13 protein-coding genes are annotated in these 13,173 nt (G+C 62.1%); 1 reads left to right on the forward strand and 12 read right to left on the reverse strand.

Annotated elements, in window-relative coordinates:
• Positions 1-33 precede the first annotated feature (33 nt).
• From VGC33_RS04125 to VGC33_RS04180, 12 genes are all read right to left on the reverse strand, one after another.
• Complete coding sequence (locus tag VGC33_RS04125) at positions 34-573, reverse strand: 4Fe-4S dicluster domain-containing protein (protein WP_331119342.1); 540 nt, start codon at positions 571-573, stop codon at positions 34-36.
• A gap of 384 nt (positions 574-957) precedes the next feature.
• Complete coding sequence (hycI, locus tag VGC33_RS04130; protein WP_331119491.1) at positions 958-1,398, reverse strand: hydrogenase maturation peptidase HycI; 441 nt, start codon at positions 1,396-1,398, stop codon at positions 958-960.
• A gap of 107 nt (positions 1,399-1,505) precedes the next feature.
• Positions 1,506-1,907, reverse strand: a complete 402-nt coding sequence (locus VGC33_RS04135; RefSeq protein ID WP_331119344.1) for a formate hydrogenlyase maturation HycH family protein — start codon at positions 1,905-1,907, stop codon at positions 1,506-1,508.
• Positions 1,908-1,939: 32 nt separating this feature from the next.
• A complete protein-coding gene (locus VGC33_RS04140; protein ID WP_331119346.1) occupies positions 1,940-2,722 on the reverse strand; it encodes an NADH-quinone oxidoreductase subunit B family protein in 783 nt (260 codons plus the stop codon).
• Positions 2,719-3,270 carry a hydrogenase 4 subunit H gene (gene hyfH, locus VGC33_RS04145; protein WP_331119348.1) on the reverse strand — a complete coding sequence of 184 codons (552 nt, stop codon included), beginning with the start codon at positions 3,268-3,270 and terminating at the stop codon, positions 2,719-2,721. Before hyfH ends, VGC33_RS04140 begins: the two co-directional genes overlap by 4 nt.
• A gap of 11 nt (positions 3,271-3,281) precedes the next feature.
• A complete protein-coding gene (locus VGC33_RS04150; RefSeq protein ID WP_331119350.1) occupies positions 3,282-5,021 on the reverse strand; it encodes a hydrogenase large subunit in 1,740 nt (579 codons plus the stop codon).
• Positions 5,018-6,631, reverse strand: a complete 1,614-nt coding sequence (locus tag VGC33_RS04155) for a hydrogenase 4 subunit F (RefSeq protein WP_331119352.1) — start codon at positions 6,629-6,631, stop codon at positions 5,018-5,020. Before VGC33_RS04155 ends, VGC33_RS04150 begins: the two co-directional genes overlap by 4 nt.
• Positions 6,632-6,636: 5 nt before the next feature.
• A complete protein-coding gene (hyfE, locus tag VGC33_RS04160) occupies positions 6,637-7,287 on the reverse strand; it encodes a hydrogenase 4 membrane subunit (RefSeq protein ID WP_331119354.1) in 651 nt (216 codons plus the stop codon).
• An 11-nt stretch (positions 7,288-7,298) separates the two neighbouring features.
• Positions 7,299-8,738 carry a hydrogenase 4 subunit D gene (locus VGC33_RS04165; protein WP_331119356.1) on the reverse strand — a complete coding sequence of 480 codons (1,440 nt, stop codon included), beginning with the start codon at positions 8,736-8,738 and terminating at the stop codon, positions 7,299-7,301.
• An 18-nt stretch (positions 8,739-8,756) separates the two neighbouring features.
• Positions 8,757-9,707 (reverse strand): respiratory chain complex I subunit 1 family protein, encoded by a 951-nt coding sequence (locus VGC33_RS04170; protein ID WP_331119358.1) that lies wholly within the window; start codon positions 9,705-9,707, stop codon positions 8,757-8,759.
• A gap of 11 nt (positions 9,708-9,718) precedes the next feature.
• Positions 9,719-11,734, reverse strand: a complete 2,016-nt coding sequence (gene hyfB, locus VGC33_RS04175; protein WP_331119360.1) for a hydrogenase 4 subunit B — start codon at positions 11,732-11,734, stop codon at positions 9,719-9,721.
• Between the two features lie 2 nt (positions 11,735-11,736).
• Positions 11,737-12,357, reverse strand: a complete 621-nt coding sequence (locus tag VGC33_RS04180; RefSeq protein ID WP_331119362.1) for a 4Fe-4S dicluster domain-containing protein — start codon at positions 12,355-12,357, stop codon at positions 11,737-11,739.
• 465 nt (positions 12,358-12,822) lie between these two features.
• On the opposite strand from VGC33_RS04180, the gene hypA reads away from it, so the two are divergent.
• The gene (hypA, locus tag VGC33_RS04185) at positions 12,823-13,167 is read left to right on the forward strand and encodes a hydrogenase maturation nickel metallochaperone HypA (protein WP_331119364.1); all 345 of its coding nucleotides are present in this window, start codon (positions 12,823-12,825) and stop codon (positions 13,165-13,167) included.
• Positions 13,168-13,173: the final 6 nt, after the last annotated feature.

Below are 13,173 nucleotides of genomic sequence, written 5' to 3' on the forward strand. Positions count from 1 at the left end.
TATCTATCATCCAAGGATTAATAAAATAAGCGGTCATGACAGGACGGCGCCAAAGCCTTCCAACGCGGCCCGCTGCCGTTTTTTCAGTTTCATCATTTCGACGGTTTCATGGGTCATCAACACCAGCGCGTCGGTGGGACACACGTTAACGCAGGCCTGGCCCTCGGCGCGGCCCGCGCACAGATCGCATTTCTGCGCTTCCGCCTTGACGCTTTGCCCGGACAGCGGATAACGCTCGTCATAAACGTGCCGCGTGACGATGTCCATGGCGCCATACGGACAGGCGACGGCGCAGGTCTTGCAGCCGATGCATTTTTCCTGCAGTACCTGGATGGAATCCTCCGCGTGGATAATGGCGCCGTTGGGACAGGCATTGGCGCACGGGGCGTCCTCGCACTGGCGGCACAGCACCGGCGTGCTGATATTCCACTCTTTCATCACCTTAAGGCGCGGCAAAAAGTTGTCGTGATTCAGCGCGCCTGGGCGATCGCCGTTGTGCGCCATAACGCAGGCGACTTCACATGTGAAGCAGCCAATGCATTTTTGTGGATCGGCAATTACGAACCGGTTCATTCATTTCTCCTCGCGGTTCCATCGGTCATGGTTCTCGGCCCGGTGGAATGGGCGAGATTATATCCCTATATAAAGCATGGTTTATGCCAGTTTGCATAGGCCGGGCTTATTTTTTAAGATATTGAAAAATAACGAATTAAATAGGCCTGATTTCGTCAGGGGCAATATGATATGTCCGCCGGCGCCGCTATCGTCAGATCCGCTGGCGAACTGTTCGACAAAAGTGTCGACCGGGAGTGGTGTCGATATCCTCGCCCGAAGGCAATGCGTGCCGGCGCCCAGGCGCGCCGCGGCGCAAAACCCGCCGCGTCGACGCGGCTAAAAGCCGGGGTGGATAAACGGATCAGATCGGCCCCCGGAAACCTGCCATAAGGGACGCGGTCCTCAGGCATCTTCTTCCGCGGATGCCAGCCAGCTAAAACCGCCGTCGCCCCGCCAGTGCGTCAATTGTGCGTACAGGTGATCGACCGCCGCTTTCACCGGCGCGGTCATGGGAAAATAAAACGCCACCACATCGGGTTGGATACCGATAAACAATACCTCTTCCACGTCTTCCTTTAATTGATCGATCACAAAGCTCAGCGGAAGATTATGGGTGCTCATGATAAACATATCGGCGATGATGGCGGGATCCACCAGCCGCAGCTCGCCGGGTTTGAGCGACATGTCGGCGGCGTCCACCACCAATACCCGTTTGGGGCGCAGGGCGCGTACCCGGTGGACCACGTTTTCCGGCGCGGATCCGCCGTTGACCACCGTCCAGCCGGCCACGGGCGCGCGGGTCATCAGGTCCGCAAGCAGCGGCCCAGCGCCGTCGTCGCCCATCAGGCTGTTGCCGACGGTCAGCACTACGCTGTCGCAGACGTCATCGGCGTGGCCGCGACCGGCCGGCACAGCCTTGCCGTTTCTGTCGCCGGCGTGGTCGTCAACGGTCATAACACTCTCCGCACAATCAGGTAAATGGCCGGCTCGGCCGCTATTTCAGCCAGCAGGCCGATCAACCGGGCGCTCCATGTCCCGAACGGAGCCGGCTGGTTTGCGCGCAGCGGCGCAAAGGCGTTGGCCAGCAGGTCGGTATGGGTGCTGTCGATAACGATTTCGCCAAAGGTCAGCAGGCCGTGCATTTTGCGCCGCGCCTCGCCTTCCGGCAGCAGGGCGATCCACTGCTCGTATTGTTCCAGCGGGCAGATAAATTCCTTGTTCAGGCAGTCAATGACCCCCACATGGTGGCCGATGGCCAGGGAGTAATACATCACCTGTTTGGCCTGGGGGGGCATATCGTCGTCGCTGTCGAGGAACTTCTGGCGCAGCGACCAGAAATAGACCTCAGCCATGATGGGCCTCGCTGTCCGGTGTCATATAAACGTCAGCCATGATGGGCCTCGCTGTTCAGGGTCAGCATCAGTTGCGCGACGATATCCCGCAAACGCGGGTCGTCGGCGCGCCGCAGCCAATCGTCCACCCGCTGCGCCAATACCGCGGGCGTGGCGCCGGGCAGCAGCGACAGCAGGGTGTCGCTGATTTCCCGGCCCGCGCGATAGCCCGCCATGCGCCGCGCGTCGCGCTCGATAAGCACCCGGGTATGCAGCGGCACGTCCGGCAGCAGCAGCGCCGCTTTTTCGTCCGGCTGCTCCAGGTGCGATTCGCCTTTCAGCTTTTGTTCCAGCAGGCCGAGCGCCACGGCAAAACCATAGATGGTGGCGGCGGGCGTGGGCGGGCAGCCGGGGATCCACACATCGATGGGCACGATGCTTTCGCTGCCGCTCCACACGCAGTAAAGATCGTGGAAAATGCCGCCGCCGCAGCCGCAGGCGCCGTAGGAAATGCAGATTTTCGGATCCGGCGCCGCGGCATAGGCGCGCAGCGCCGGCACCCGCATCGCCCGGGTGACCGCGCCGGTAAACAGCAGGATATCCGCGTGGCGCGGCGAGGCCACCACCTTGATGCCGAAACGTTCGGCGTCGAACAGCGGGGTAATGGCGGCGAAAATCTCGATTTCACAGCCGTTGCAGCCGCCGCAGTCCACCCGGTAGACGTAGGCCGAGCGCTTGATGTTCTTGAGCAGCGTCTTTTTCAACGCCAGGGTATGCGGGTCCGGCGTCACGGGGATGCTGACATGGTGTTGCAGCGGGACGTCTTGCTGGCTCATTGGCTTTCCCTCCCCGAGTCGCGCGATAGGCGCAGGTCGCGGTTGCTTTGCAGGTTCTGGTGGCGCTTACAGTCCGGGCAGGTTTCAAACTGCGGGCGCAGCGCGTCCAGCGCCCCGGCGTCGAGACCGGAATGCGCCAGCAGCGCCAGGGTGTAATCGATGGATTTTCTGGCGGTAAAGGGTTGATGGCATACCCGGCATTCCTGCAGGGTAAAGGTGGCGTTGACATACAAATCCGCTTTTTGCGCCACCGCCATTTCAAACTCTTCCGATAGCACGATGGCGCGGGTCGGGCAGACCTCCTCGCAGCGGCCGCAGAAAATACAGCGGCCGAGGAACAGCTGCCAGCGCCGCTCGCCGGACGCCAGGTCGGTTTCCATGGTCAGGGCATTGGCCGGGCAAACGCTGGTGCAGGCGGCGCAGGCAATACACTGCGTGGGGTCGTACTGCGGCTTGCCGCGAAATCCCGGCATCACCTCAAGCGGCTTGAACGGGTATTTAACCGTCGGCTCGCCGGCTTTCAGGATGGTTTTAAACAGTTTGAACATCGTTCAACCCTCTACTTAAGCGGCGAATGGGTGCGTTCAATGCCATAGCGCTCCAGCTCTTGGTAAGGCACGGTTTTCGCCCGCCGCTTGTTGATATCCACCAGCGTCACGCGATCGGTGCAGGAGTAGCAGGGATCAAGGCTGCCGATGATAAGCGGCGCGTCGGAGATGTTGTTGCCGCGCAGCATATAGCGCAGCACCGGCCAATTGGCGTAGGTGGCGGCCCGGCAGCGCCAGCGGAACAGCTTCTGGTTATCGCCCAGCATGCTCCAGTGCACATCCTCGCCGCGCGGCGCCTCGGAAAATCCGAGCGCGAACTTATGCGGCTGATAGGTAAAACCCTCGGTAAGCAGCGGGCCGCCGGGCAGGTTGTCCAGCCCGTACTCGATCATCGCCAGCGAGTCCAGCACCTCTTTTACCCGCACCATCACCCGGGAATAGACGTCGCATCCGTCCAGGGTAAACAGCGTTTTCGGCAGGTTGGCGTAGTTGGCGTAGGGATGGTCGAAACGCAGGTCGCGCTTAAAGCCGCTGGCGCGGATCATCGGTCCCACCGGGCTGAAGTCGCGGGCGATTTTCGGGTCAAGCCGGCCGATGCCTTGGGTGCGCTGCGCCATGTTCGGCGTGCTGAGCAGCATATCCACCAACTGGACGAAGTCGGCGCGCATTTCGGCCACCAGCAGCAGCGTTTTCTGCCGCTGTTCCTTGAGGATATCGCGCCGGATGCCGCCTATCAGGTTCATGCCGTAGGTTTTGCGGGCGCCGGTCAGCAGTTCCGCCATGGTCATGGCTTTCTCGCGCACGCGGAAGAACTGCATAAAACCGGTGTCAAAGCCGACGAAGTGGCTGGACAGGCCGATGTTCAGCAGATGGCTGTGCAGCCGCTCCACCTCCAGCAGGATGCTGCGGATGGCGTGGGCGCGCGGCGGCACCACGATGCCCAGCGCGTTTTCCACCGAGTTGGTATAGGCCACGCTGTGGGTAAAGCCGCAGATGCCGCACACCCGGTCCGACAGGAAGGTCACCTCGTTATACCCCATACGGGTTTCCGCCAGCTTTTCCATGCCGCGGTGAACGTAGAACAGCCGATAGTCGGCGTCGACAATCTGCTCGCCGTCGACGAATAGCCGGAAATGGCCCGGTTCGTCGGAGGTGATATGCAGCGGGCCGATGGGCACCACCCGGGTCTCGCCGGCGGCGTCGTTCTCGAAGGGGTAGGTTTCGGTTTCGGTGGTCGGCGTCGGGCGCTGGCGGTAGTCCATGCTGTCCTTGCGCAGCGGATAGAGATCTTCCGGCCAATCGTCGGGCAGCACCAGGCGGCGCTCGTCCGGCAGGCCCACCGGGATCAGGCCGTACATATCGCGGATTTCGCGCTCGCCCCATACCGCCGCCGGCACGCGCGGCGTCACCGACGGGAATTCCAGGGTGGTGGCGCTCACCAGCGCCTTGACTATCACCCAACACTTCTCGCCCTGTTCCATCGACAGCACGTAATAGACGGCGTAATCGCCGCACAGGGTGCGCTCGTCATTGCCGAACAGCACCGACAGCCAGCCGCCCTGGTTGTAGTAGAGGTACTCAACCACATCGGGCAAGGCGTTGACTTTTACCGTGACGGTTATCTGATCGCGCGTTTGCCAGGCATCGTCAAGGATAGCGGCGGGGAATTTTTGCCGCAGATTGGCAACATAGGTCGCGCCCAGCTTCTCACCGCTGTATTGCGTGTCGGCTGCAGAGGATTCGTGAGTCACTTTTTTACTCCTGACGGTGTCGATAGGATCGCAGATGCCGTCACCGCAGGCTGGCCGTCGGCGACGGCAGCCGGGGATAACCACGGTAAATGCAAAATGGGTTGGGTTGAACCGGCGGGTAAATCCAGCACGATGCGCGTCGCCGATTCCAGCATGGTCACCACCGGCCGGGGGATATAGATGCCCATGATAAGCATCATCACCAGCAGCGCCGAGGTCGGCAGCACGGTCATCAGCCCCAGTTCGCCGCGGGCGATTTCCTTGGGCGCGTCGCCGAACACCGTGGCGGCCACCAGCCGGACCAGGCCGCTGAGCACCACGGTCAGGATCAGCAGCAGCAGCACCGCCAGGACGATGTGCTGCGCCTGGATGCCGGCGGTCACCACCAGGAATTCGCTGATGAACACGTTGAACGGCGGGATGCCGCCGAGACCGAGCGCGCCGCCGGCCAACAGCATGGCGCTTACCGGCATGACCTTGATCATGCCTTTCACCGCGTTCATATCGCGGGTGCCGTATTTCAGCAGGATATTGCCCGACACGCAGAACAGCAGGCCCTTGGCCAGGCTATGGTTGATCACGTGCAGCAGCGCGGCCAGCACGCCGATGGGCCCGCCGAAACCGATGCCCACGGCAATCAGCCCCATATTCTGCACGCTGTGGTAGGCCAGTTTCCGTTTGATGTCATGTTGGGAAATAATGAAAAACGCCGCCACCGCCACGGAAAGAAAACCAAACAACAGGAACAGCGGCTGGGTAAACTGATTGCCGATGGTGCGGTTGATCAGGATGTAATAGCGCAGGATCACCAGCAGCGCGCATTTCAGCAATACCGCCGACAGCAGGGCGCTGGTGGGGCTGGGCGCCTCGCTGTGCGCATCCGGCAGCCAGGCGTGCATCGGGAACAGGCCGCTTTTGGTGCCAAAGCCAATCAGCACAAAAATAAACGCCAGATGCATCAGGGTCGGGTCCAGCAGGTCGGCACGCTCCATGACCGAGGTCCAGAAAATGGCGTTGCCGGGGTCGGCCATGACGCTTGCGGCATTGGCGTACACCAGTACCGTACCGAAGAGGCCGAACGCCACGCCCACGGTGCAGATAATCATGTATTTCCAGGCGGCCTCCAGCGACGAGCGCTGGCCGTACAGGCCGACCAGGAACGTGGAACTGAGGGTGGTGGCCTCGATCGAGACCCACATCATGATCAGGTTGTTGCTGGTGACCGCCAGCAGCATGGTAAACACGAACAGATGAAAGAAACCGTAATAAACGCACAGCGTCGGCACCGTGATCTCGCCGTGATCGACTTCGTTGCGCATATAGCCCAGCGAGTAAAGGCCGGTAATAAATCCCAGCACGCCGATCACCAGCAGGAACGGCACCGTCAGCCCGTCGATGTACAGCCAGCGGTGCGCTACGGTCAGCGTGCCGGCGCCCATGGCGCGGTACACCATCAGCAGGGACAGCACGCACATCACCGTAATGCCCAGGGTATGGATAAGCGTGGTCGCCCGCCTGGCCTGTTTTCCCAGCATCAGGCAGGCGAACGCCAGCAGGGAGGTGGCAAGCGGTGTTGCCAGCAGGGCGAACAGCAGTTGCGAGTTAGTCATGTCATTCATCCCTTCAGCGCCGTCAGTTGTTTAACATCCAGCGTGTTGAGCGTGTAAAAAATCCTGCGCGCCAGCACCGCCATGACGATGACCGCAAAGATGGCGTCGGTGGCGATGCCCACCTCCACCAGCTCCGGCGCGCGGTTGGCCAGCAGCGCCAGCGTCAGGTGGGCGCCGTTTTCCATCAGGCAGTAACCGAAGGCCTGCTTAAGGATGTTGCGCTGGGTGACGATGCACAACAGCCCGATCAGAAAATGGCCGAGGGAAACCGCCAGCGCCGGTTTCAGCTCCGCCACCATCGGCAGGCGCACCGGCGCCACGATGAAATAACACAACACGATAATGGCCGCCGCCGCCAGTATCAGCAGCGACGGGCTGATAATGCCGCCATCGGCGCGCGGATCGTCGAGCTTGCGAAAAGCCCGGTACATGATAAACGGCACCAGCACCACTTTGGTGACGAAGGCGCTTATCGCCCACAGATAGAGCTGCTGCGCCTGCAGGGTACGGGCGAGGGTGATGAAAATCAGCACCAGCACCAACGATTGCAGGGCGTACAGCCAGGCCGAGGCGGTGGGCCGTTTGGCGGCGATCACCAGCAGCGAGGTGACAATCATCAGCCCCGCGAGATTATTGACAATCAACGATCCGGTCATAAATTTGTTCCTTATCCAAGCCAGGCGACGGCAATAAAGCTGGAGCACAGCGACATCACGATCAGAACCACCAGCACCGCGCGCATGGCCAGCGGCAGCGGCGCGGCCTGCGCCACCGCTTCGCTGGGTTTGCCCGGAACCACCCGTCCGAACCAAAAAAGCAGCCAGGCGAAGCTGGCGACGGACTCAATCAACACCAGGATCATCAGCGGCGTCAGCACCCAATACTGGCTTGACAGGGCGAAGCCGGCGGCGAAAATCGGGAACTTGCTGAAAAAACCGTTGAACGGCGGGACGCCGGTAATGGCCAATGCCGCCACGCAAAAACCGATGCCCAGCAGCGGCATCTTGCCGATGACGCCCTTAAGTCTGGGCAGCATGCGGGTGCCGCAGCTGTAGCTGAAGGCGCCGGCCACCAGGAAAAACAGGCTCTTGGCGAAGGCGTGGTTGAAGATGTAGGCGATGCCGCCGTAAAAGGCCTCCTTCGAGCCGAATATCGCCAGCGACAGGGCGAAAAAAATATACGCCAGTTGGGTAATGGTGGACCAGGCCAGTAGCCGCTTCATATCCTTTTGCGGCAGGTACATCATAAAACCGTAGATCATGGTGACCACCGCCATCACCATGCCTATCCAGCCGATAATATGCGGCACGTCGCCGCCGGATAAGATGGCGCGGGCGAAAATATACACCCCGACCTTGACCATGGACGCGGCGTGCAGATAGGCGCTGACCGGGGTCGGCGCTTCCATCGCGTCCGGCAGCCAGGCTTGAAGCGGCAATTGGGCGGACTTGCCCCAGGCGGCCACCAGGATGCCGCCGAACACCACCAGCGCCGGGGCGCCGTGCAGTTGGCCCAGGGCGCTGAGGGCGAAAGTGCCGGTGGTGATAAACAGCGTCGCCGCCGCCAGGTACAGGCCGATGGAGGCGAAGTGGGTAATCAGCAATGCCTTCATGGCCGAGCGTTGGGCCTTCGGCGTATTGTAATAACCGATAAGCGCCCAGGAGCAGCCGCCGGTGATTTCAAAAAACAGCAGTTGGCCGAGCAGGGTGGACGACAGCACCAGTCCCGCCATGGCGCCGATAAACACCAGCAGGAAGGCGTAATAACGATTGGTGCCTTCGTGCGGATGCTCCCGGTTGCCGTTGGTGAGGTAGCCGGTCGAATACAGGCTCACCAGCAGGCCGAGGAACACCACCGCGAACAGGATAAGAGTGCTGATGCGGTCGACGGTTATGCCTATCAGCGCCGCGTCGCCGTAGGACAACAGGGTATAGGTGGCGTCAGTCTTGCCGCCGCTGAAAAACGCCTGCGCCAGCCATAGCGTGCCGAGCGTTGTCAGCAGCGCAAACAGGGTGCAAAGCCATTTCGCCATGCGTTGGGGCAGGCAGGCGGTCAGCAGCGCGCCGACAAACGGGACCAGAACAGTCGCAAGGGCTATATTCTCCATAATGAATTTCCTGGCTCCTTAAAGTCCGGTGAGGTAAAAAACAAAGGACAGCGCGGCGACGCCGAACCCCAGCCAGGTCACGCGCGGAATCAATAAAAAGCGCCCGCGCGCCAGGCTGTTTTCCAATAGGGATGCGAGGATAAACACCACGACCAGCTTGATAACCGCGGCCACCAGCGCCCAGAGAAGCGACGGCGCGGTCAGTTCCGTGACTTTGCCGAAAGGAATAAATACCGCCAGAAACAGTTCGGCCATCACCACCTGCTTAAGCCCGATGCCCCATTTCACCAGCGCCAGGCCGGAACCGCCGTACTCGGTCAGCGGACCTTCCTGCAGTTCCTGCTCCGCTTCCGCCACGTCGAACGGAATCTTGCCCATTTCGATAAAGGTGGCGAAGCCGCAGGCCAGCAGCGCCAGGAAGGTGGCGGTGGGGGAGATCCAGCCGTCGGACAATGCGGCGCTGATGGCGCCGATATTGGTGGACCCGGTAATCAGCGCCACCACCAGCAGCGCCAGGATCAGGGTCGGCTCCACCAGTACGCCCAGCGTCAGCTCGCGGCTGGCGCCGATGCCGGCGAAGGTGCTGCCGGTATCCAGCCCCGACAGCGAAAAGAAGAACCGGAACAGCGCGAACAGATACAGCAGGGCGATCAGATCCCCCGCCGCGCCGAACGGCGAGAATCGGGTGAATACCGGCAGCGTCATGGCGACCAGCAGCATACTGCCCAGCAGCACATAGGGCATCACGCGAAATACCGGCCCCGCCTGTTCCGGCGCCACGTCCTGGCGTTTGAGCAGCTTGGCGATATCGCGGTAATCCTGCCACAGGCCCGGTCCGCGCCGGGAATGCATGCGGGCGCGGATTTGCCGCGACAGGCCGGTCAGCAGCGGCGTCATCGCCAGCAGCAGCAGCGCCTGGACCAGGGCGAACAGCCCCATGGTCAGCGACGGCAATGGTTGTATCAACATGGTCTCTCTCCTCAGAGGGCGGTGACAAGCAGCAGGATGACCAGCGCGGCGACCACGTACAGGCAGTAGATGCGAAAGTCCCCTCCCTGCAATACCTGGACCTGCACTCCCAGACGCTGGGTGATACGCACCAATGGATTGATGATGTCCTCATCCCAGAACGGCTCGACGCGGCCCGCGCCAAGCGTGGCGCGCTCAAGCGCCTGCTTAAGCCGGGGCGTCGGATCAAGCCGGCGCCGCAGCCCGTAAAGGGTGGCGAACATCACGCGCAGCGGTTGGGTAAAACCGCCGGCGGACATGGCCATCATCGGCTCCCAGGCGTAACCGCAGGCCCAGGGGTCGCCGCCGCGGCGAAAGCCGGGCTGGGCGCCTTTGCGCAGCAGGTAAATCACCAGCGGGACCAGCGGCAGGGCCAACAGCAGGATAAACATCATCAGCGGCGACAGCATGGCCTGTCCGGCCTGCTGCGGCACCAGCAGCGTGCCCTGGACCACGGTGAAATCATGGCTATGGCTCAGCCCGGCGGCGACGGTGGCCAGCACCGGCGCCACCAGGGAGGCGCCGGCGCCAAGCGCTACGCATAACAGCGCGAGCAGCAGCATGGCCGCCGTCATCTGCCAGGGCACCTCGCGCGCCTGGGCGGCCTTTTCGCTCCTGGCCGCGCCGCAAAAGCTGATGCCGTAGACCTTGACGAAACACATGGCCGCCAGCGCGCCGGTGAGGGCCAGCATCACCATCGCCACCGGACCGGTCAGGCGCATGATAAAACCGCCGTCGTGACTCATGGTGAACAGGGATTGATAGGTGTACCACTCGCTGACGAAGCCGTTGAGCGGCGGCAGCGCCGAGATGGCCATACAGCCGATAAGAAACGCCAGCGCGGTCAGCGGCATCAGGCGGCCGAGACCGCCCATTTTTTCCATATCCCGGCTGTGCACCCGCCAGATAATGGCGCCGGCGCCGAGAAACAGCAGTCCTTTGAACACCGCGTGGTTAAGCAAATGATAGAGCGCGCCGAGCAGCCCGAGGGCGGCCAGCACCGGATGATGGGCGGCGATGCCCACCATGCCGACGCCCACCCCCATCAGGATGATGCCGATGTTTTCCACCGTGTGCCACGCCAACAGTCGTTTGATATCATGCTCCGCCAACGCGTACAGCACCCCGAGCACCGAGGACACCGCGCCGAAGGCCAGCACCAGGATGCCCCACCACAGCTGGCTGGCGCCCAGCAGGTCGATGCCGACCTTGATGATGCCGAAAATACCGATTTTCACCATCACGCCGGACATCAGCGCCGAGGCGTGCGACGGCGCGGCGGGATGCGCGCGCGGCAGCCAGCTGTGCAGCGGCAGCATGCCGGCCTTGGCGCCGAAGCCGAAAAACGCCAGCAGGAACACCGCCGAGGCGCCGGCGGGCGAGAGCGACAGGCCGCGGAACGACGCAAACTCCAGGCTGCCGCTCTGGCGCCACATCAGGAAGAACGACACCATGATTAGCACCGAACCGGCATGGGCGATAAAAAAGTACAGCAGCCCGGCGTTAACCGACTCCTCGTCCTGATCGGCAATCACCAGGAACCAGGACGCCAGCGACATCATTTCGAAGAAAACGATAAACCAGAAGGCGTTGTCCATCACCACCAGCGCGACCATCGAGGCGATAAACAGGTTCATAAAGAAACCCATCGCCGCCGCGCCGCGGCCGATATATTCGCGTACATAGGCGATGGAATACAGGGCGCAGACGGTCACCAGCAGCGAAATCACCAGCAGCATAAACGCCGCCAGGCCGTCCAGGCGCACGCTGAGGGCGGCAAAAGGAAAGGGGCCGGCCGCGGCCCAGGTCAGCGTTTCGCCGCCAAGCAATACCGGGGCGGCCGCCGCCAGGCCTAGCACCCCGCCGGCCATCGCCGTCAGGCCGGCGACCCATATCGCCAGCGCTTCACGGCGCGCCAGCAGCAGCGACAGGATGCCGCCGATAACATACAGCCCGAGCGAACCGCTGAGTAATTGTAAGGCGCCCATGTTTATTCCTGCTCCGGTGTGGTGGGGGAAATAAAATCCAGATCGGACGACAGCCAGCGCGCCGCGTAGTTGCGCCTGCGCCGGCTGGCCTGTTCCACCGCGCCGTCGTCCACCAGCACCAGCGCGTCGGTCGGACAGACCTTGATGCACTGCGGGCCGTCGGGCAGGAAAGCGCACAGGTCGCATTTCACCGCCACGCTCCTCACCCCGGCGTTCCAGGCCAGGAACGGATTCATGTTCTGCGGGCTTTCCGGCACGTCGGCCAACTGACGCGAGGGAATAAAGTTCTCGAACAGCGTGGGGATGTTCACCGGCGTGCTGCCGGCGGGGGTAATGGCGCCGAACGGACAGGCCAGCCCGCACAGTTTGCAGCCGATGCACAGGCTTTCATTGAGTTCGATGGCGTCCGGGCCATGGGTAATGGCGTTGACCGGACAGACGCGGGCGCAGGGCGCGTCTTCGCAATGGCGACACAGCATCGGCGCGGTATGCAGATCGGTGCGGGTCACCGTCAGCCTGGGATGCGACTGCAACCCCACGGCCTTATGCGCCTGGCTACAGGCGGCCATACAGGTGTTACATCCAATACAAAGCTGTGGTTCCGCGATAACAAAGCGGTTCATAACCCTCTCCTCCAGGAGAAACGGATGACAGTCAGGCTGCATGCGTAATCGATGACCGCGACTAAAGCATAATCCATGCCAGTGGTAGGGTTATAGCCGGCAAGGCCCAAGGCGCGGGCATCGGCGGGTTAGCGGTTAAGAAAAAAACGCGTGGGCGAGGCCAATATCGTCATTAGTGTCGACCTCCGGGGTATCGGGGGTGTCGTCATAAGTGTCGACGTGCCGGCGCCGGTCGCCGTGAGGGCGGTAACGCCGTCGCGACCTAAGGTAATTATCTGATTTTAAAACTTAAATTATTCACATCGACGTTTCAGATCTGGCATCCCCTTTGCATAGACTTGTTATATACCGGCCCGGGTCCTTCGCCCGGCAACGTCGCGGGCGAACGCCGCCCCGTTTTGCCGCCTCCGGCGGCGCGCGCTGGGTATTGACCGGGCGCCCAGGCGCCCTTAAGCGGAGCCATCCATGCATGAGTTAACCCTGGCGCAGAACACGCTGGAAATTCTGGAGCAGCAGGCGCGATTAAACGGCGCGCGGCGCGTGACCGGCGTGTGGCTGTCCATCGGCGCTTTTTCCTGCGTGGAGGCCGAATCCCTGCATTTCTGCTTCGATATGGTGTGCCGGGGCACGGCGGCCGAGGGATGCGTGCTGCATATCGAGCAGCAGCCGGCCGAGGCCTGGTGCGAGCGCTGCCTGTGCCAGGTCCGGCTGCCCGAGGCGCCGCTGCCGGTCTGCCCGCTGTGCGGCGGCCATCGTCTGCAAACAGACGCCCATGACCACATCCAGATCAAACGGCTGGAAGTGGCGTAACGTTAT

The organism is Acerihabitans sp., from assembly GCF_036398755.1.
Classification (GTDB): domain Bacteria; phylum Pseudomonadota; class Gammaproteobacteria; order Enterobacterales; family Enterobacteriaceae; genus Acerihabitans.